We start from the raw sequence: 17,718 nt of genomic DNA, 5'->3' as shown, positions 1-17,718 counted from the left end.
GGAGTTCTGCCCGGGGGTTCAGGAAAACTTATGGAACGACAGGCTGAGCGGAGCGGAGATCGCAGGCGATTGCCGCCGCTGAACGCCCTGCGCGCCTTTGAGGCCGCCGCCCGTCACCTCAATTTCAGCCGGGCCGCCGAGGAGCTTTCGGTGACGCCAGGCGCGGTCAGCCAGCAGATTCAGAACCTGGAGGACTATGTGGGGGCGGCGCTGTTCAAGCGCACGCCCAAGGGCCTGCTGCTGACCGACGCCGCCCAGACCGCCCTGCCCGCCCTGCGCGAGGCCTTCGATCGTCTGGCCGAGGCCGCCTCCCTGCTCACGGCCGCGGTGGATGGCCGCCGGCTCAGCATCACCGCGGCGCCCTCATTCGCCGCCAAATGGCTGGTGCCCCGGCTCGGCAAGTTCGAGGAGGCCCATCCCCAGGTCGATGTCTGGCTTTCGGCCGGCATGGAGTTGGTGGACCTCAGCGCCGGCGAGGTCGACCTCGCCATCCGCTATGGCTCGGGCCGCTATCCTGGCCTTGAGGTCACCCCCCTGATGAGCGAGACGGTGCTGGCGGTGGCCAGCCCCGACCTGATGGCGAAGAACCCGCTGAACGACCCGGCCGATCTGGTGAACCACATCCTGTTGCACGACGGCTCGGCCGAGCTCGACGCCTCCTGCCCCGACTGGGCCATGTGGCTGGCGGCCCGGGGGCTCAAGACGGTGGATGGCTCGCGGGGCCCGCGGTTCAACCAGTCCAGCCTGGTCATCGAGGCGGCCGCCAATGGCCGCGGCGTGGCGCTGGCCAAGCGCACCCTGGCCCAGGCCGATCTGGAGGCCGGACGTCTGGTGGCGCCGTTACAGATCGCCACGGCGGTGGACTTCGCCTATTACCTCGTCCACCCCAAGGCCAAGGGCCGGCTGCCTCAGGTCAAGGCGTTCACCGCCTGGATCACGGCCGAGGCCCAGGCCCATGAGGCCGCCCTGCGGGCGATAGACAACGGGGCCGGCATCTAGAGAGGCGCCGGCGCAAAGCGACCAGAGTGCTGAATGCTGATTGAGATCGACGACCACAAGGCGCCCGCCGACTGCACCACCATGACCGAGGTCCGCCAAGGGGTCGACGCCCTGGACCGCGCCCTGGTCAAGCTGCTGGCCGAGCGCCAGGGCTTCATGGACGCCGCCGCCCGCATCAAGCCCCATCGCGGCGTGGTGCGCGACGAGGCCCGGATCGAAGACGTAGTGGCCAAGGTCCGCGCCGCCGCCCGGGAGGCTGGCCTGTCCGAAGCCATCGCCGAGCCCGTCTGGCGCACCCTGGTCGATCGCTGCATCGCCTATGAGTTCGGATCCTGGGACAGGAACCGGACGCGGGAGGGCGATCCCCTACCCTGATCTTGTCCGCTCGCGCTCAGGCCGCGGCGGACTCGCTGGAGGCGGCAGGTCCCATCCAGCGGCTGAGACAGGCGTACAGGTTCTCGATCTTCACCGGCTTGTCGACGCTGTCGACCATGCCTGCCTCGCGCATGCGCGCAATCTGTTCGGGCAGCACGTCAGCGCTCATGGCGATGATCGGGGTCCTGCCCTCCGGGCCCTCCAGAGCTCGGATCGCCCGGGTGGCGGCGAGACCATCGACCCCCGGCATGTGCAGGTCCATCAGGATGGCGTCGTAGCGGCCGGTCTTCGCCGCCTCGATGGCCTCGCGCCCATCACAGGCTACGTCGGCGGTGCAGCCCAGGATTTGCAGCATCAGCACCCCGAGTTCGCGGTTCATCGGGTGGTCGTCGACCAGGAGGATATGAGCGGACAGGCTCTCGCCGCGCCCCTCTTCCTCGACGGACGGCGCCGTCACGCTGGCCCGTTCCAGGCTGAGCTCCAGCCAGAAGGTCGATCCGACCCCCGGGGCGGAGTCGACGCCCACCTGCCCGCCCATCGCCTCGATGAGTCCCTTGCAGATCGCCAGGCCCAGTCCGGTGCCCCCATGGGTGCGGCTCACCGAGGAGTCCACCTGGCTGAAGCGCTCGAAGAGGCCCGCCGCGGCGTCCTGGGCGATCCCGACCCCGGTGTCGCTGACCGAGATGCGCACCCGGTCTCGATCACCCTCCGAAGTCATGGCCAGCGACAGCGTGACCTGCCCGGCGTCAGTGAATTTCACGGCGTTGTTCAGATAGTTGAGCAGGACCTGGCAGAGGCGATGATCGTCGCAGACGTGACCGGCGGTGATTTCGCCCTCGATCTCCAAGGTCAGGACGAGACCCTTGCTGTCGGCGGCCTCGGCCACGATAGCCAGCGCGTCACGGCAGACCACGCCCAGATCAACGGGCTTGGGATCGAGTTCGATGCGGCCCGCCTCGACCTTCGAGAAGTCGAGGATGTCGTTGACGACGGTGAGCAGGGCGATGCCTGAGCGCCGGATCAGGTCGATCTGGCGGCGACTGTCGGCCCGCATCTCCTTGTCCATCTCCAGAACCTGGGCGAAGCCGATGATGGAGTTCAGGGGCGTGCGGATTTCATGGCTCATCGTGGCCAGGAAGTCTGTCTTGGCGACCGAGGCGGCTTCGGCCCGCTCTCGCGCCCGCTGGTGGCTGATGGACCGGCGAAGGATCAGGTCTCGCAGGCGCTGCTGGTGAATGGCCATCAGGGCGGTGACGATGCCGGTGCCGAACACCAGGCCAAGATAGACCTGGAAGAGGGTGATCTGCTGATAGAGCGACCGGGTCTCGGCCAGCACCGGGGTGCGCCCCCACAGGACGCCGACCGTCAGCAGAACCACGCACGCCACCGCCATGGCCACGGTTACCGCCTGGGGTCCTGTGCGCAGGCCAAGGATCGTAATCACGGGGAACATGGCCAGCAGGGCGATGGGCGCGGCCGGCGTGATGATCAGCGCGACCAGCACGGCTACGGCCACATAGCCAAGGGTGATTTCCCACGACCTTTCCGAGGCGAGACGCGTCCGGCGCTCCTGATTGAGCAGCAGAATGGCGGGCAGGACCATGGACATCCCAAGGAACTTGGCCGCCAAACGGTTGACCAGCATCGCCGCGGGGAACTCACCCTCGATCACCAGGGCGCCGAGGCCGAGCAGCAGGGCCGCGAAGATCAGGACTGGCGCCAGCGCCAGAAATATCAGCGCCGCGAACCGCCCTGGCGTGGTCAGTCGAACCGCATTGAAGCGCCGGGCGAGATAGACGACCGCCACGGCCTCAATCACATTCAACAGGCTATAGCCGATGGCCCCATACAGGGGATGGCCAAAGGCGAGGATGACGGCGCCCTGCAGCACAAAGCCCACGGCGAGAAGGGCTGGCGCCCACCGGGCCGGCAGCAGCAGGAGGGCGCCGATGACAAAGGCGTTGGCGGTCCAGATCGTCCCTATGCCCGTCGACACCTGCAGAACATTGGTCAGCCACAGGTTGGCGACGTAGCAGCCGTAAAGCGTGACGGCGAGCAGGAGCTGTCGGCTTTGACGAGTAATGGGGGAACTCCAGGACAAGGGCGAACGGCCGATACCTTGGGGCCAACCTAGACCGTGGCTTCTCAACCAAAGCTTAAGCCTGTCGTCGCCGGCTATCGGCCGGCCAGACGACCGCTCAGGGCGCCGATTTCCTGACGCAAGGCGGCCAGCTCGCTGCGGAGGGCGGCGAGATCGGCGGCGTCCTCGGCATGGGCCTGCTGGCGCTCCACGCTGGCCAGACGCAGGTCTTCCTCGATCTGCTGGCGCTCGGCCTTGGCCTCTTCCTCATGCTCGCTCTGCATGGCGTTGACCACGATGCCGATGAACAGGTTCAGCATGGTGAAGGTGGTGCAGAGGATGAAGGGCACAAAGAAGGCCCAGGCATAGGGATAGACCTCCATAACCGGCCGCACGATGCCCATGGACCAACTCTCCAGCGTCATGATCTGGAACAGGGAATAGGCTGAGGCCGGGATCGTCCCGAACCACTCGGGGAAGCTTGCGGCGAACAGCTTGGTGGCCATCACCGAGGCCACATAGAAGATCAGCGTCATCAGCAGGATGATCGAGCCCATGCCCGGCAGAGCGCTGATCAGGGCGCCCACTACACGGCGCAGGGACGGCACCAGGGTGATCATCCGCAGCACGCGCAGGATGCGCAGGGCTCGCAGCACCGAAAACGCGCCGGCGGCTGGCACCAGCGCGATACCCACAATGGCGAAGTCGAACAGGCTCCAGGGGTCCTTGAAGAAGGCCAGCCGGTGGACGGCGATCCGCGCGACGATCTCGACGACGAACACCGCCAGGATCGCCCGGTCCAGGATCAGCAGGACGTTCCCGAAACTCGCCATCGCCCAGGGGCTGGTCTCCAACCCCAGGGTGATCGCGTTGAGCACGATCAGGGCGGTGACGATCTTCTCTGTGCGCGGTGAGGTGATCAGCGCCTTGAGCTGGTCCAAAGGTGTGGCTCCGTGGGTAGGATTTCTCCGCGCCATCTGCCGCAAACCGCAGCCCAGCGCCAGCAGGCCGAAGCGGCCGATGTAGAAACTCTGCCCGGCTTGACGTCGCGGCGTGGTTTCCCGGGGCCATCGCCTCCTCTATGGGCTTGGGATAACATCCAACGGGGGACGACCATGGGCCATCCTGGCGAACTCGAAGCGATCCTGGAGACCGTTCGGAGGCTCTGCGCGGACTTCCCGGGCGAGTACTGGCGCGTCAGGGATCGGGAGCGGGCCTATCCCACTGAGTTCGTCGAGGCGCTGACGCAGGCCGGCCTGCTGGGCGTGCTGATCCCGGAGGCCTATGGCGGCAGCGGGCTGGGCCTGTCGGCGGCCGCGGCCATTCTGGAAGAGATCCACGCCAGCGGCTGCAATGCCGCCGCCGTCCACGCCCAGATGTACACCATGGGCACAGTGCTGCGGCACGGGAGCGAGGCTCAGAAGTCCCAATGGCTGCCCAAGATCGCCTCGGGCGAGGTGCGGCTGCAGGCCTTCGGCGTCACCGAACCTGGCGCCGGGACCGACACCACCGCCATCACCACCCAGGCGGTGCGCAAGGGCGACACCTACGTCATCAACGGCCAGAAGGTGTGGATCAGCCGGGCCGAACACTCCGACCTGATGGTCCTGCTGGCCCGGACCACCCCCCGGGAGCAGACGGCGAAAAGGACCGAAGGTCTGTCAGTCTTCCTGCTGGACATGCGCGAAGCCGTTGGGCGCGGCCTGACCATCAAGCCGATCCGCACCATGTTCAATCACGCCACCACGGAGCTCTTCTTCGACGACCTGGAAATCCCCGCCTCAAGCCTGATCGGCGAAGAGGGCAAGGGCTTCCGCTACATCCTCGACGGCATGAACGCCGAGCGTATCCTGATCGCCGCCGAATGCATTGGCGACGGGCGCTGGTTCGTGGACAAGGCGCGGAACTACGCCACCAGCCGCGTGGTCTTTGGCCGGCCTATCGGGCAGAACCAGGGGGTCCAGTTCCCTATCGCCCGGGCCTATGCGCAGGTGCGCGCCGCCAAGCTGATGACCTATGAAGCCGCGGCCCGCTACGAGGCCGGCGATCCGGCCGGCGAGGAGGCCAATATGGCCAAGCTGCTGGCCTCGGAAGCCTCCTGGGCGGCGGCCGACATGTGCATCCAGACCCACGGCGGGTTCGGCTTCGCCGAGGAATATGATGTGGAGCGCAAGTTCCGCGAGACCCGCCTCTATCAGGTAGCCCCGATCTCCACGAACCTGATCCTGGCCTATCTGGCCGAGCACGTGCTGGGCCTGCCCCGCTCGTACTGAGGCGTCCGCCTCAGTCGGTGAAGACCACGGTCTTGGCGCCGTTCAGCAGCACCCGGTCCTCCAGGTGCCAGCGCACCGCCCGGGCCAGCACGCGCCGTTCGATGTCGCGGCCTTTGCGGATCAAGGCGGCCGGCGTATCGCGGTGGCTGATCCGCTCCACGTCCTGCTCGATGATCGGGCCTTCGTCGAGGTCGGCGGTGACGTAGTGGGCGGTCGCCCCGATCACCTTCACGCCGCGGGCGTGAGCCTGGTGATAGGGCCGCGCGCCCTTGAAGCCCGGCAGGAAGGAGTGGTGGATGTTGATGCAACGCCCCTCCAGCTTGGCGGCCAGACCGTCGGACAGGATCTGCATGTAGCGGGCGAGCACCACCAGCTCGGCGCCGGTGGACTGGACCAGGGCCCAGAGCTCTGCCTCCTGCTCCAACTTGGTGTCACGGCCCACCGGCAGGTGGTGGAAAGGCAGACCGCTGAGGTCGATGCTGGAATAGGTGTCGGCGGCGTGGTTCGACACCACAGCGCAGATGTCCATGGGCAGTTCGCCCCGACGCCAGCGCCAGATCAGGTCCGACAGGCAATGGTCAGCCTGGGAGGCCAGGATCATCACCTTGCGACGCACCTTGGGGTCTCGGAGCGTCCATCGCATGCCAAACTCGGCGCCGATGGGGGCGAAGGCCTCGCGCAGGGCCTCGACCGGCGGCTCACCAGCCTCGAACACCACCCGCATGAAGAAGCGATCGGTCTCGACATCGCCGAACTGCTGGGCGTCGATGATGTTGCCGCCACGCTCGAACAGGAAGCTCGCCACCCGGCTGACAATGCCGGGCCGGTCGGCGCAGGATAGGGTCAGGATCATGAGGCGGCTGACTAGCCTGCGCGGGCGATCAGCACCACCACCAAGACGGAGATCGCGACTCCAAGCGCCAGCCGCCACAGGGGCGACGGCTGTAGTTCGCCCTCCAGGCCGGGAGTCGCGTCCTGGCCGGTCACCATGGGCGTGACCAGATTGCGGCGCTTGAACACCGCATAGGCGGCGATGGCCACCAGATGCAACGCCACCGCGGCCTGCAGCAGCCGGAAGTTCAGCTCATGCAGATCAGAAGCCTTGCGGCCCGTCTCGAAGTCTACGAAACGCGCCAAGGGGCCGGACTCCATGCCATTGATATCAATGGCGAACAGCCCAAGTCCAACCTGTGAGATCAGCAGCAGCAGCAGCAACAGCACGCTGAGCGCGCCCAGCGGGTTGTGGCCAAAACTCGCCGGCTTCCCGCGCCAGCCCCGAGCATAGGCTAGCACCGCGCCCGGGCCCTTCACGAACTGCGAAAACCGCGCCGTGGATCCGCCAGCCACCCCCCAGTAGAGCCGAAAGATCACCAGGCCGAGAATGCCATAGCCGGCGTAGCGGTGGATGTTCATCCGCTCGCCGCCGGTCAGCCAGGCCACCACGACGAGGATCACCAGGGCCCAATGGACGAGGCGGGTGGGCAGGTCCCAGACCCGGACACGAGGTCCCTGGCCGGACATGGCTACTGCTTGACCCGGAAGTTGTCGTGACAGCCGCCGCAGCTGGCGCCGACCATCTTCACATGCTCGCGCAGACCCGCCGCATCTCCGGCCGTGGCCAGCGCCTGCAACCGGGTCGTGGCTTCTGCAAGACGGGTCTGAGCCGCGGAGAAGCCTTCCGGATCGCTCCACACCGTGGCCAGGGCGTCGGTCTTCACCCCGTCATCCGGGCCGGTGCCCGCGGGAAACCAGGTGGGGATCTGGCCAGCCAACTCATTCATCTGAGCCGCCGCCGGCACGATGGCCGCCATGTCCGGGGAGTCGGTCTTGAGTTGATCATTGATGATCTTGAAGGCCGCGCCCAGGGCCTTGAACCCCTCCTGGCGTTCGCTTACGGCCCGCGGAAGCGGCTCATCGCTTGTCGCCTGCTCGGCCGCCTGCTGGTTACAGCCGGCGATCAGAACAACGAGGGCCACGCCCATCAAGCCGCGTCGGAAATGGGGCCACCGGACAGATTGGGACGGCGTCTTCATGGTTTTGGGTTCCTCAAGCCGTACACGCGCACCGCGCGATTGAGTCTCCCCTGCAGTATGGCACAGGTTTCACGCCAGGGCTGAAGAGCATAGCCGGCTGATCTATCCTCCCGGCGCCCACCCCTTGCGCAGTTCATCGGCCGCGACGCGGAACCTTAGCCATGGGCGGCGCATTGGCCTGTGGAACCAGAGGAGGATCACTCGTGACCACGGTCAACCACACGCCCCGCCTGGGCCTCGCCGGCGCCTTGACGGCGGCCGGTCTCCTGATCGCCGCGTGCGGCCAGGGCAATCCCGCCACAGCCGGGAACGAGCAAGCCGTCGTGGACAATGAGGCTGGAACTCTGAACGCCCCACCCTCTGACGCGCTCGGCGGAGCCACTGGCCAGACGCCGGACTATGGGCAGCCCGGCGGCGTCCCGTCTGAAGCCTACAGCGCGCCCGGCTCGCAGCCAGCCGGCAGCGAGATGCCACCGCCGCCCGGCTCGAACTGAGCGGCGGGCGACGGCGACGTTTCAAGATCAGGCGGCGGCAAAGAAGCCATGCTCGCCGCTGACCCGCACCAGGCAGGGCTGACCCTTGTCCTGGGCGGCGCGGGCGCGCTTGTTGGCCGCCGCCTTGGCTTCTTCCTTGTCCAGGCTGTGGTCGGAGAAGGCGCCGTCCTGCTCGACGGCCCAGTAACCGTCATGGCGGGCCACCGTGAAGACGATCCGATCCCGAATTTCGCGCATGCCATGCTCCCGTGAGGTCTGGCCGAGACCTCCACAGGGCGAGAAACGCAATGAGGGCCGGCGGCCAGAACGTGTTGTGAAGAAACGGTGTATAGGAAATTTCGCTGTAAGTCTGGGCATTTGCGAAAATAATCTTGCCAAACACGGGGTTTTCATGCAATTTTGAGCAATCGAATATCGTTTTGGCTCGCCTAAAATCCACCGCTGCGCACTTTGTACGACGTCTGGACTCCTCGACCCTCTCCGAAGATTTGATCGCGCGACCGCTCTTGGGCGCGTGAATATTTAGACCCGGAAAGGGATCAACATGAGCACCGGAACCGTAAAGTGGTTTAACGGCCAAAAGGGCTTCGGCTTCATCCAGCCTGACGACGGCGGCGCCGACGTTTTCGTTCACATTTCGGCCGTGGAGCGCGCCGGCATGGCCTCGCTGCACGAGGGCCAGAAGCTTGGCTTCGAAATGCAGCGCGACGCCCGCAACGGCAAGATGTCCGCAGCCAACCTGCAAGCGGCCTAAAAGCCTCTTCGGACTGCAGAACAGCGAAGGGTCGGCGCTTGCGCCGGCCCTTTTTCGTGTTTGTTCCAGCGGGCCTGGAGCAGGCCCTGCATTCAGCCGTTGAGGTTGAGCTACTGCACAGGAGCCGGCCATGCCGACAAGATGGGTGATTGAAGTCCGCCTGGGCGAGCGGCCCGAAGCCCAGCCCCTGCGCCGAAGCGTGGTCGAAGCCGAGGATGAGGCCCAAGCCCTGCGGATCGTCCTGGCCGAGGCTGAGGCCGACCTCGCCGGCGCTCGATCCCGGCTTGGCGAGGACGGGCAGGAAGAAGTCTTCGCCACCTCAGAAGCCAGTGCTGGTCGCACAGAGCATCACCGCGGTGAGGAAGCCCGCGACCAGACGGACCCCGCGGTGGGGTGACAATGATGGTCGGCGGAACCTCCACCGGCCGCGTGGGTTCATCCCCCCATGACGCACCCGCTCCAGACCAAGGATGACCAATGGCGCGAGCGCCCCAATGGCGCCGAGCCGGTTTTTGATCCTGGCGCCGCGCCGGCCGGGACCGACGCTGAGGCCGGCGGCGCCCATGCGCCCCCCTCCGCCCCCGGCCGGGCCCGCCCAGAATTGCCCACACGCCCAGACCCGAACGCGCCCGGACTGACCTTGCCGCCGGTCGTATGGGGCGTGGCAGCCGGGGTCATGCTGGTGGCCGTCGTGATCGCCGCCATTTTCAGCTTCTAATCCCTCCCCGCAGCGCAATCTGAGGGCGGTCTATGACTTCGACGTCACCGCGCGATCTGACAGGACACGACAAACCGCTGGTGCTGATCACCGGCGCCGCAGGCAATCTGGGCGCGGCCCTCGCCGCACACCTCTCTGATAAATATCAGATTGTTGGGCTGGACCTGGAGGGCGGCTCCAACGACTTCCCTCTGATCGCGGCTGACCTGACCTCGGCGCAGTCCATTGCCGCGGCCCTGGCCGAGGTGCGCCGACGCTATGGCCCTCGGCTGGCCAGCGTCATTCATCTGGCGGCCTATTTCGATTTCTCGGGCGAGGATCACCCCTTGTACGAGGCGCTCAATGTCGCGGGGACGCGCCGCCTGCTCAAGGCTCTGCAGACCTTCGAGGTCGAGCAGTTCATCTATGCGAGCACCATGCTGGTCCACGCCCCGGTGAAGCCAGGGGAGCGGCTGGACGAGCGCCAGCCCCTCGATCCTCAGTGGATCTATCCCCAGTCCAAGGCCGCAGCCGAGGCCGCCGTCGCCGAAAACGCCGGCGACATCCCCTACCTGCTGCTTCGGCTCGCCGGGGTCTATGACGAGCAGACCGCTGTTCCGACCCTCTCCCAGCAGATCGCCCGCATCTACGAGCGAGACTTTGAGAGCCACCTCTATTCGGGGGACACCGAGGTTGGCCAGTCCATGCTCCACAAGGATGACATGGTGGACGCCTTCGTGCGCGCCGTGGACAGGCGCGACCGCCTGCCTGGCGACACAGCCGTCCTGATCGGCGAGGCCGAGGCGCTGTCCTACCAAGCGCTGCAGGATCAGATCGGCCAACTTATCCACGGCGAAGATTGGCTGACGCTTCGCGCGCCCAAGCCGATCGCGGCCGTGGGCGCCTGGGTCCAGGAAAAGCTCGAACCGGTCATTCCAGACGCCCTGGATCAAGGGGAAAAGCCCTTCATCCGCCCCTTCATGGTCCGGATGGCGGACGACCACTACGCCCTGGATATCAGCCGGGCGGCGGCCGTGCTGGACTGGCGGCCCCGCCACCATCTGCGGGACGAGCTGCCACGGCTGGTGGCCGCCTTGCAGGCCGACCCGGAGGGCTGGCACAAGGCCAACGGTGTTCCGGTGCCCGCCTGGATGAGCGTGGCCAAGGACGCCGACCTGGAGCCCGAGTCGACCCGGCTGGCGCATGAAGCGGCCTTCAGCGACGCCCATGCCCGCCAACGCTGGGCGCATATGGCGGTCATGGCCCTGGGGGCCTGGCTGGTGGCCACGCCGCCGGCCATGGGCCTGGAGGACGGCCGGTTGGTCGCCAGCCAGGTCGCCTCCGGGATCGGCCTCATCGTCTTGGGCGCGCTCTCCCTCAGTCCGCGCCTATGGCTGGCCCGCTGGGGCGCGGCGGCGGTGGGGCTGTGGGTGATCTTTGCGCCGATCCTGTTCTGGACGCCCTCTTCCGCAGCGTTCCTGAATGGCGTGCTTGTCGGCGGCCTCACCATGGCGCTGGCGGTGGGGTTTCGTCCCGACCCTGGCGTCACGCCTGCCGCCGAGCGCACAGGACCCCTGACGCCCCCGGGCTGGGGCTACAATCCGTCCGACTGGACCCAGCGACTGCCGATCATCGGCCTGGCTGTGATCGGGCTCTTCGTCTCGCTGATCCTGTCGGCCTACCAGCTCGGCCACATCGACGCCGTATGGGAGCCTTTCTTCCCCGGGGGGCCGGACCCACGTAACGGGACCGAAGAGATCATCACTTCGGATGTGTCCAAGGCCTGGCCCATTCCAGATGCGGCCGTGGGCGCCTTGGTCTACGCACTGGAAATCGTCACCGGGCTCATCGGCTCCCGGCGACGCTGGCGGACCATGCCTTGGCTGGTGATCGCCTTCGGTCTGATGATCGTCCCCCTGGGCGTGGTCTCCATCGCCTTCATCATCATCCAGCCGATCGTGATCGGGACCTGGTGCACCCTGTGCCTGATCGGCGCCGCGGCCATGCTGTTGCAGGTGCCCTACGCCATGGACGAACTGCTCGCGAGCCTGCAATTCCTGGCGCGGCGCAAACAGGCGGGTCATCCGATCCTGAGAACGCTTCTGGTCGGCGACACCGATGAGGGTGGCTCCGAAGTCGAAACCGACGAGTTCGCCCGCCCGGCGCCGGTCATCCTGCGGGACATGGCGGGCGGCGGGGTCAATCTGCCGTGGAATCTGGCTGTGGCCGCTGCGATAGGGATCTGGCTGATGTTCAGCCGCCTGACACTCGGGGCCGAAGGCGCGGCGGCCGATGCTGACCACCTGATCGGGGCGCTCGTGTTGACCGTGGTGGCTATTGCTGCAGCAGAGGTGACCCGCACGGCTCGCCTGGCCTTGCCCCTGCTGGGCGCCGCGCTGCTGGTCAGCGCCCTGACATTCGAAAGCTCCACCTTGCACACCGCCGCCGCCATGGCCGCGGGGCTCGCCCTCATCGCGCTGTCGGTTCGGCGGGGCCCAGTGCGGGCGCGCTACGGCGACTGGAGCCGGCGAATTCTCTAAAGCGCCGCCCTGTTGATCACGGCGCCGGGCGAAGGGGCCTCCGCGACGGGCTCCAGGGATTCAATATAGGCCACGATGTCCTGCATCTCGGCCGACGTCATATAGATCGGCGGCATCTCGCCATGGCCTTCCCGGGCGATCTGCGCCAGCGACCGCTCCAACCCGATGGCGGTATGGCGCATCCGCACGCTGGCGAAGCCCGGCGCCACCGCATTGGCGCTATGCCCCCCATAGCCCACGGCGTGGCATCCCGCGCAAGATCGGGCGACGAATTGCAGGCCGCGCTCGGCGGCGGGACTCAAGGTCTGCGGCGGAGGCGCGGCTGGGGTCGCGCAGGAGGCCAGGGCGCCGGCGAGGCACAGAACGATCAAGGCTTCGCGCATTGCAAGTCTCCCATGGGTGGCGGGGCATCCTAGCTGATGGGTCCAGATCCTGCCGCCTCCGTAGTCCTACCTAGGCGTCAAACCGGAATTTTCGCCTGAGCGGCCGGACGGAATCCTTTCCTGCATTCGAGAGGAGCAAACCATGAGTTTTCACGACCTTTACCTGGGCTTGGTCCTGGCCACCTTCGGCGCCTTCGCCGTCACCCTGTTTGGGTTCAGCCTCTGGTCGAACGGCGGCAAGCGCTAGCCCCCCCGGGTGCTCCAGGCCACCCAGGCCGCCACCGCCACCAGACCTAGGGCGAAGGCGCCCTGGATCTGGGGCGCCCGGTCGGTCCGGGCCACCCAGTCATAGGCGCGGGCGCCCAGGGCCACGATCGCGATGTGGATCACTATCGAGACGGTGAGGTGGATCGAACCCAGCAGCAGGAAGACCCGCAACGGGCTCTCCGCGCCAGGGGGCGCGAAGCTTGGCAACACCGCCACATAGAAGATCAGCGCCTTCGGATTCAGCAGGTTGGTGATGAAACCCCGGCGCACGTCCCGCCAATCCCCGACCGACTTGTCTTCCAAGGTCGAAGACGCCGCACGGTCGCGCCAGCCTTCCCAGGCTAGCCAAAGCAGGTAGAAGACGCCTGTCCAGCGGAGCCCCTCGTACAACAGGGGCTGGGCGGCAGCCAATTGCGACAGCCCTGCCGCGGCGGCCACCATGTGGACCGTCAGTCCCAAGGTCACGCCCGCGACGGTCAACAGACCGGCGGCCCAACCCCGTCGCGCGCTGGCCAGGGCGAGGTAGCCCATGTTGGGGCCGGGGGTGAGCTCGATCAGCACTGCGGCCACGAGAAAGGGCGCCCATCTGACCTCGTCCATCTCAGTCGCCTCTTCCGCCACCGCCCGCGCGGTTGGTCCGCCGTGCTTGCCAAGCGCGGCGACCCCTTCTACCGCATCTCTCCATGCACTGGCTCACTTGGCACAACGTCGCAACTCGGCGACCCGCCTGGACCGGATACCTGTGGGCGGTGGGGGCTACCGCCCTATCGGCGGCCCTTTTTGTCGCGATCCTGCCTCTGGTGGGGGAACGGACCGTTTATCTGGTCTTCCTGCCAGCCGCCGTCATAGGCGGGCTCATGGGGGGCGCAGGCCCGGCCCTGCTGGCGACCTTCGCCGGCATGGGGTGTGCGTGGGCGCTCGGCGGACATGCCGCGTTTACCGGCATGGCCAACCAGGTCGACAGTCTGCTGTTCGTCATCAGCGGCGTCGCGATCGCTATCGCCGGCAGCCACCTGCAGCGGCGCACCACCGAGGGCGCACAGGCCATCCTGCACCTGGCCGAGAGCGAGGCCAGGCTCCGGTCCATTCTGGAGACTGTTCCCGACGCGATGATCGTCATCGACGACCTTGGGGTGATGCGCTCGTTCAGCGCGACCGCAGAACGACTGTTTGGCCTGCGCGCGGACGAAGCTGTGGGCCGCAATGTCTCGGCCCTGATGCCCAGTCCCTACCGGGAGCAGCACGACGGCTATCTGCTGCGCTACATGCAGACCGGCGAGCGGCGGATTATCGGTATTGGCCGGGTCGTGGTGGGCGCACGAAAGGACGGCTCCACCTTTCCCATGGAACTGGCCGTCGGCGAGATGGAGACGATGGGCAATCGGTTCTTCACCGGCTTTGTCCGCGACTTGACCGAGCGCCAGAGCACCGAGCGCCGGGTGCAGGATCTGCAGTCGGAGCTGGTTCACGTCTCCAGGCTGACTGCGCTCGGCGAAATGGCCTCCGCCCTGGCCCATGAGCTGAACCAGCCCCTGTCGGCCATCGCCAACTATGTGAAGGGCTCCGAGCGACTGTTGGACGCGCCGCAACTGGACCGCGACAAGATCAAGGGCGCCCTGTCCAGCGCCACCGAACAGGCGCTGCGGGCAGGCCATATCATCCGGCGCCTGCGGGACTTCGTGTCCAAGGGCGAATCTGACCGACGCATCGAAAATCTGCCGCAGCTTCTGGAGGAAGCCGGGGCCCTGGCCATGATCGGCGCCAAGGAGCGGGGGGTGCGCCTGCAGTTCCAGCTCGATCACCAGCTGGGCCTGGTTCTGGCCGACAAGGTCCAGATCCAGCAGGTGCTGCTGAACCTCATGCGCAACGCCATTGACGCCATGGAGACCTCGACGCGCCGGGAACTGACCGTCGCGACCCAGCCCGCCGCCGAGGATATGGTTGAGGTGACCGTCGCCGATTCAGGTCCAGGGATCGCCCCGCAGATGATCGATCAGCTCTTCCAGCCTTTCGTGACCACCAAGCCCCAAGGTATGGGTGTTGGCCTTTCGATCTCGCGGACGATCGTCGAAGCGCACGGGGGACGGATCTGGGCCGAGCCTAATCCGGGGGGCGGCACGATTTTTCGCTTCACCCTTCGCGGGGTGAGGCGTGAGGATTTGGAGTCCGATGACTGAATCTGTTGTTCATGTGATCGACGATGACGAGGCGATGCGCGAATCCCTCGCCTTCCTCCTGGACACGGCCGGACTCGTCGCCCGCACCTACGACTCAGCCCCGCGGTTCCTCGAGGCGCTGGATGCGGCGCCCGCTGGCGTGATCGTTACGGACATCCGTATGCCTGAGATGTCAGGGCTGGAGCTGGTGCGGCGGCTGAAGTCCCGCGGATGCGCCTATCCTGTGATCATGATCACAGGTCACGGTGACGTGCCCCTGGCGGTAGAGGCCATGAAGGCCGGGGTGGTCGACTTTCTGGAGAAGCCATTCGAGGAGGACCGACTCCTGGCGGCGATCCGCACAGCGCAGAGCCCGACCATCGCCGAGGACCCCGAACGCGAGCGGGTTCGCGCCGTTCTCGACAGTCTCTCCCCCCGGGAGCACGAGGTTCTTGAGGGCGTTGTCGAGGGCAAGCTGAACAAGGTGATCGCCCACGAACTGGGTATCAGCCCCAGAACGGTGGAGGTCTACAGGGCCAACGTCATGTCGAAGACCGGCGCTCGGGGCCTCTCGGAGCTGATCCGCATGGTGCTGTTGATCAGACCCTAGGGCATGGCGCAGCAGGAAATCTCGCTCGGGCTGGGCGCCCGCGGCTGACCTTTGCGTTGGATCAAGGACGGGCGCCCCCCCGCCCCTAGATTTGGCGTTCCGCTCCCTGAGCCCGTGGCCAATGCTTGCTGAGACCATGACCGTCATACGTCCTGCGCCTATGGTCGTCCTGCTAGACGACGATGCGGCTCTGAGACGGGCGCTGACCTTCTCCCTCGAGATCGAAGGTTATCGCGTGAAATCCTCCGCCACTGGAGAAGACCTCATGAGGCAGGTCTTGCCGGAGGATCGGGCCTGTCTGGTGCTGGACTATCGCCTGAGCGGCATGTCAGGGCTGGATGTGCTGCAGGTTCTCCGCGACCGCGCCGTGGCGTTGCCCGCCATACTGATCACCAGCAACCCCACGCCGGAGGTCCGCGCCCGGGCCGCACGCCTTCAGGCTCAGGTGGTCGAGAAACCCCTTCTCGGAGATCTACTGCTCGGCCACATCCACCAGATGCTGCCCCTCTGAGGAGGCGCAGTCGTTCATGCAGCCTCTGCGCCTAGGCTGCGCAGGCGTGCAATCCAACGCAGTCGGCGGGCCGGATCGGGCGATTCGACGGGACCAAGGGCCATCTCTCGCACCGGCCGGTATCCCGACACCCACAGCAGCCCCCGGCTGACGCACTTCAGGCCGTGAGCGAAGAAGACCAGGCGGAAGATGAAGCCCGGCATGCCCATGGTCACCACAACCCGGGCGGAGCGGCCAGCGAGCAGGCCCTTGACCCCCTTGGCCTCCCCCGGCGCCGCCAGGGCCAGGCCATAGCGGAACACCTGTTCGAGGAAGGCCTTGAGCACGGCTGGGGGCGCCCCCAGCCAAAGCGGGTAGATCAGCACCAGATGATCGGCCTCCCGCACGGCCGCCTGGAGTTCGGCGACCTCAGGGCTTGAGGGGGCCATGAAGGCGGCCTGGGAGGTGATGGGCGGCAACGCCAGCCCGCCGACTTCGATCCGCCTGACGTGATGGCCCGCAGCTTGCGCCCCTTCGGCATAGGCGCTGGCCAAGGCCGAACACAGCCGGTCCGGATGGGGATCGGGATGGCCGTTAATCAGCAGGATCTTGCGGGGGGCGATTCGGGCGGCCGTCATGGGGAGCTCTCCAGGCTCGACAGTCTTGGGCTGTGATCCGGGCCGGCGCCTTGACGAGCGTCAAGGACGCCGACGCTGCGAGGCGCCACAGATTCCAGGCGCCGCACTTCCGGGAAACTACTTAGGTAGCGGACCTGAATGTCAGCGCAGGGCGGCGCGCGCCAGGATGAGGTCATCGGCTCAAGGACCTCCGCCATGACCCTCGCCTACGCCTCCGACGCCCCCCTCGCCACCCCCGCCATCGCTCAGGTGATGGAGCGTCTTGGGCTGCGCATGAACTTCGCCAAGGACGAGGAAATCTTCTGCCAGGATGAAGAGGCCGACCTGCTCTACATCGTCGTGTCCGGCGCGGTGCGGACCACCCGCCTGCTGAGCGACGGCCGACGCCAGGTGGGCAGCTTCTACTACGCTGGCGACCTGGTCGGCCTGGAAACCGGTGAGCTGCATCGTTTCTCGGCCGAGGCCCTGTGCGACTGCACCCTGTTGGTGGTGAAACGTTCGGCGGTAAAGACTTTCGCCGGCGACGAAGATCTGGATCGCGCGCTCTGGCAGGCCACCCGCCGCGAACTGGAGCGCACCCAGGAGCACCTGCTGGTGCTGGGCCGCAAGACCGCCTGCGAGAAGGTCGCCTCTTTCCTGATGGACCTGGCCCAGCGCGATCGCTCCCAGCAGATCGCCCTGCCCATGGGGCGCCAGGACATGGCCGACTATCTGGGCCTGACCATTGAAACCGTCTCGCGGATGCTGACCCAGCTTCAGGGCGCCTCGGTCGTCGAATTCGACGGCTGCCGGCGCTTCCGCGTGACCCGCTGGGATGCGTTGGAACGTCTCGCCGAATAGGCCATCGAGCGTGGGCTTGCCCAGGCCCGCGCCCGGACCTGTCGAGACCGGATCTCGCCCCGCATCCACCCCGTCGCGGTCGAGGTCCT

Annotated in this window: 21 protein-coding genes; 12 read left to right on the top strand and 9 right to left on the bottom strand. The window is 66.8% G+C overall.

Annotated features, from left to right (window positions below; genetic code table 11):
• Window positions 1-30 precede the first annotated feature (30 nt).
• Complete coding sequence (gene gcvA / locus Q8K84_RS04205) at window positions 31-999, top strand: transcriptional regulator GcvA (RefSeq protein ID WP_305281139.1); 969 nt, start codon at window positions 31-33, stop codon at window positions 997-999.
• Window positions 1,000-1,032: 33 nt separating this feature from the next.
• The gene (locus Q8K84_RS04200) at window positions 1,033-1,374 is read left to right on the top strand and encodes a chorismate mutase (RefSeq protein WP_305281138.1); all 342 of its coding nucleotides are present in this window, start codon (window positions 1,033-1,035) and stop codon (window positions 1,372-1,374) included.
• A 16-nt stretch (window positions 1,375-1,390) separates the two neighbouring features.
• Here the strand turns inward: Q8K84_RS04200 and Q8K84_RS04195 are convergent, their stop codons facing one another.
• A complete protein-coding gene (locus Q8K84_RS04195) occupies window positions 1,391-3,475 on the bottom strand; it encodes an ATP-binding protein (protein WP_305281136.1) in 2,085 nt (694 codons plus the stop codon).
• A 74-nt stretch (window positions 3,476-3,549) separates the two neighbouring features.
• The gene (locus tag Q8K84_RS04190; protein ID WP_305281134.1) at window positions 3,550-4,395 is read right to left on the bottom strand and encodes an ion transporter; all 846 of its coding nucleotides are present in this window, start codon (window positions 4,393-4,395) and stop codon (window positions 3,550-3,552) included.
• Between the two features lie 174 nt (window positions 4,396-4,569).
• Here Q8K84_RS04190 and Q8K84_RS04185 point away from each other — a divergent pair, with 174 nt between their 5' ends.
• Entirely contained in the window at window positions 4,570-5,727 is a 1,158-nt protein-coding gene (locus Q8K84_RS04185) for an acyl-CoA dehydrogenase family protein (protein ID WP_305281132.1), read from the top strand.
• Window positions 5,728-5,737: 10 nt separating this feature from the next.
• On the opposite strand, the gene purU is transcribed toward Q8K84_RS04185, so the two are convergent.
• The 3 genes from purU to Q8K84_RS04170 are packed head-to-tail and all read right to left on the bottom strand — an operon-like array spanning window position 5,738 to window position 7,703.
• Window positions 5,738-6,580, bottom strand: coding sequence for a formyltetrahydrofolate deformylase (gene purU / locus Q8K84_RS04180; protein WP_305281129.1), 843 nt, complete (start codon window positions 6,578-6,580; stop codon window positions 5,738-5,740).
• Window positions 6,581-6,591: 11 nt separating this feature from the next.
• A complete protein-coding gene (locus Q8K84_RS04175) occupies window positions 6,592-7,248 on the bottom strand; it encodes a cytochrome b/b6 domain-containing protein (protein ID WP_305281127.1) in 657 nt (218 codons plus the stop codon).
• A 2-nt stretch (window positions 7,249-7,250) separates the two neighbouring features.
• Complete coding sequence (locus Q8K84_RS04170) at window positions 7,251-7,703, bottom strand: cytochrome c (RefSeq protein ID WP_305281125.1); 453 nt, start codon at window positions 7,701-7,703, stop codon at window positions 7,251-7,253.
• A gap of 260 nt (window positions 7,704-7,963) precedes the next feature.
• Here Q8K84_RS04170 and Q8K84_RS04165 point away from each other — a divergent pair, with 260 nt between their 5' ends.
• A complete protein-coding gene (locus Q8K84_RS04165) occupies window positions 7,964-8,254 on the top strand; it encodes a hypothetical protein (RefSeq protein ID WP_305281123.1) in 291 nt (96 codons plus the stop codon).
• A gap of 27 nt (window positions 8,255-8,281) precedes the next feature.
• Here the strand turns inward: Q8K84_RS04165 and Q8K84_RS04160 are convergent, their stop codons facing one another.
• Window positions 8,282-8,491 carry a hypothetical protein gene (locus Q8K84_RS04160; protein ID WP_305281121.1) on the bottom strand — a complete coding sequence of 70 codons (210 nt, stop codon included), beginning with the start codon at window positions 8,489-8,491 and terminating at the stop codon, window positions 8,282-8,284.
• A 307-nt stretch (window positions 8,492-8,798) separates the two neighbouring features.
• On the opposite strand from Q8K84_RS04160, the gene Q8K84_RS04155 reads away from it, so the two are divergent.
• The 4 genes from Q8K84_RS04155 (at window position 8,799) to Q8K84_RS04140 (ending at window position 12,245) form a co-directional block, all read left to right on the top strand.
• The gene (locus tag Q8K84_RS04155; RefSeq protein ID WP_296562956.1) at window positions 8,799-9,008 is read left to right on the top strand and encodes a cold-shock protein; all 210 of its coding nucleotides are present in this window, start codon (window positions 8,799-8,801) and stop codon (window positions 9,006-9,008) included.
• A 130-nt stretch (window positions 9,009-9,138) separates the two neighbouring features.
• Entirely contained in the window at window positions 9,139-9,405 is a 267-nt protein-coding gene (locus Q8K84_RS04150) for a hypothetical protein (protein ID WP_305281113.1), read from the top strand.
• A gap of 48 nt (window positions 9,406-9,453) precedes the next feature.
• Window positions 9,454-9,726, top strand: coding sequence for a hypothetical protein (locus Q8K84_RS04145; protein WP_305281111.1), 273 nt, complete (start codon window positions 9,454-9,456; stop codon window positions 9,724-9,726).
• A 32-nt stretch (window positions 9,727-9,758) separates the two neighbouring features.
• Window positions 9,759-12,245 (top strand): vitamin K epoxide reductase family protein, encoded by a 2,487-nt coding sequence (locus Q8K84_RS04140; RefSeq protein ID WP_305281109.1) that lies wholly within the window; start codon window positions 9,759-9,761, stop codon window positions 12,243-12,245.
• Here Q8K84_RS04140 and Q8K84_RS04135 read toward each other — a convergent pair.
• Both Q8K84_RS04135 and Q8K84_RS04130 read right to left on the bottom strand, forming a co-directional pair.
• On the bottom strand, window positions 12,242-12,628 hold the full coding sequence (locus Q8K84_RS04135) for a cytochrome c (RefSeq protein WP_305281108.1): 387 nt from the start codon (window positions 12,626-12,628) through the stop codon (window positions 12,242-12,244). The genes Q8K84_RS04140 and Q8K84_RS04135 overlap by 4 nt on opposite strands.
• 243 nt (window positions 12,629-12,871) lie before the next feature.
• Window positions 12,872-13,495 carry a LysE family translocator gene (locus Q8K84_RS04130; protein WP_305281106.1) on the bottom strand — a complete coding sequence of 208 codons (624 nt, stop codon included), beginning with the start codon at window positions 13,493-13,495 and terminating at the stop codon, window positions 12,872-12,874.
• Window positions 13,496-13,578: 83 nt separating this feature from the next.
• On the opposite strand from Q8K84_RS04130, the gene Q8K84_RS04125 reads away from it, so the two are divergent.
• The 3 genes from Q8K84_RS04125 to Q8K84_RS04115 all read left to right on the top strand — a co-directional run bounded on the left by Q8K84_RS04125 (window position 13,579) and on the right by Q8K84_RS04115 (window position 16,172).
• Window positions 13,579-15,072, top strand: a complete 1,494-nt coding sequence (locus Q8K84_RS04125) for a PAS domain-containing sensor histidine kinase (protein ID WP_305281103.1) — start codon at window positions 13,579-13,581, stop codon at window positions 15,070-15,072.
• Complete coding sequence (fixJ, locus tag Q8K84_RS04120; RefSeq protein ID WP_305281100.1) at window positions 15,065-15,661, top strand: response regulator FixJ; 597 nt, start codon at window positions 15,065-15,067, stop codon at window positions 15,659-15,661. The genes Q8K84_RS04125 and fixJ overlap by 8 nt, the downstream gene beginning before the upstream one ends.
• A 121-nt stretch (window positions 15,662-15,782) precedes the next feature.
• Window positions 15,783-16,172 (top strand): response regulator transcription factor, encoded by a 390-nt coding sequence (locus Q8K84_RS04115; protein WP_370867826.1) that lies wholly within the window; start codon window positions 15,783-15,785, stop codon window positions 16,170-16,172.
• Between the two features lie 14 nt (window positions 16,173-16,186).
• Here the strand turns inward: Q8K84_RS04115 and Q8K84_RS04110 are convergent, their stop codons facing one another.
• Window positions 16,187-16,789, bottom strand: a complete 603-nt coding sequence (locus tag Q8K84_RS04110; protein WP_305281097.1) for an NAD(P)H-dependent oxidoreductase — start codon at window positions 16,787-16,789, stop codon at window positions 16,187-16,189.
• Window positions 16,790-16,984: 195 nt separating this feature from the next.
• On the opposite strand from Q8K84_RS04110, the gene Q8K84_RS04105 reads away from it, so the two are divergent.
• Complete coding sequence (locus Q8K84_RS04105; protein WP_305281094.1) at window positions 16,985-17,629, top strand: helix-turn-helix domain-containing protein; 645 nt, start codon at window positions 16,985-16,987, stop codon at window positions 17,627-17,629.
• Window positions 17,630-17,718 lie beyond the last annotated feature (89 nt).

It is taken from the genome of Phenylobacterium sp. (genome assembly GCF_030679875.1).
Lineage (GTDB): Bacteria > Pseudomonadota > Alphaproteobacteria > Caulobacterales > Caulobacteraceae > Phenylobacterium.
Note: the sequence above shows the minus strand (reverse complement) of the source record. Positions and strands in the feature narration are given on the sequence as shown.

Coding starts and splice junctions, on each gene's coding strand:
- gcvA (WP_305281139.1), top strand. CDS start 31: ATGGAACGACAGGCTGAGCGGAGCGGAGATCGCAGGCGATTGCCGCCG.
- Q8K84_RS04200 (WP_305281138.1), top strand. CDS start 1,033: ATGCTGATTGAGATCGACGACCACAAGGCGCCCGCCGACTGCACCACC.
- Q8K84_RS04185 (WP_305281132.1), top strand. CDS start 4,570: ATGGGCCATCCTGGCGAACTCGAAGCGATCCTGGAGACCGTTCGGAGG.
- purU (WP_305281129.1), bottom strand. CDS start 6,580: ATGATCCTGACCCTATCCTGCGCCGACCGGCCCGGCATTGTCAGCCGG.
- Q8K84_RS04175 (WP_305281127.1), bottom strand. CDS start 7,248: ATGTCCGGCCAGGGACCTCGTGTCCGGGTCTGGGACCTGCCCACCCGC.
- Q8K84_RS04160 (WP_305281121.1), bottom strand. CDS start 8,491: ATGCGCGAAATTCGGGATCGGATCGTCTTCACGGTGGCCCGCCATGAC.
- Q8K84_RS04155 (WP_296562956.1), top strand. CDS start 8,799: ATGAGCACCGGAACCGTAAAGTGGTTTAACGGCCAAAAGGGCTTCGGC.
- Q8K84_RS04150 (WP_305281113.1), top strand. CDS start 9,139: ATGCCGACAAGATGGGTGATTGAAGTCCGCCTGGGCGAGCGGCCCGAA.
- Q8K84_RS04145 (WP_305281111.1), top strand. CDS start 9,454: ATGACGCACCCGCTCCAGACCAAGGATGACCAATGGCGCGAGCGCCCC.
- Q8K84_RS04140 (WP_305281109.1), top strand. CDS start 9,759: ATGACTTCGACGTCACCGCGCGATCTGACAGGACACGACAAACCGCTG.
- Q8K84_RS04135 (WP_305281108.1), bottom strand. CDS start 12,628: ATGCGCGAAGCCTTGATCGTTCTGTGCCTCGCCGGCGCCCTGGCCTCC.
- Q8K84_RS04130 (WP_305281106.1), bottom strand. CDS start 13,495: ATGGACGAGGTCAGATGGGCGCCCTTTCTCGTGGCCGCAGTGCTGATC.
- Q8K84_RS04125 (WP_305281103.1), top strand. CDS start 13,579: ATGCACTGGCTCACTTGGCACAACGTCGCAACTCGGCGACCCGCCTGG.
- fixJ (WP_305281100.1), top strand. CDS start 15,065: ATGACTGAATCTGTTGTTCATGTGATCGACGATGACGAGGCGATGCGC.
- Q8K84_RS04115 (WP_370867826.1), top strand. CDS start 15,783: ATGCTTGCTGAGACCATGACCGTCATACGTCCTGCGCCTATGGTCGTC.
- Q8K84_RS04110 (WP_305281097.1), bottom strand. CDS start 16,789: ATGACGGCCGCCCGAATCGCCCCCCGCAAGATCCTGCTGATTAACGGC.
- Q8K84_RS04105 (WP_305281094.1), top strand. CDS start 16,985: ATGACCCTCGCCTACGCCTCCGACGCCCCCCTCGCCACCCCCGCCATC.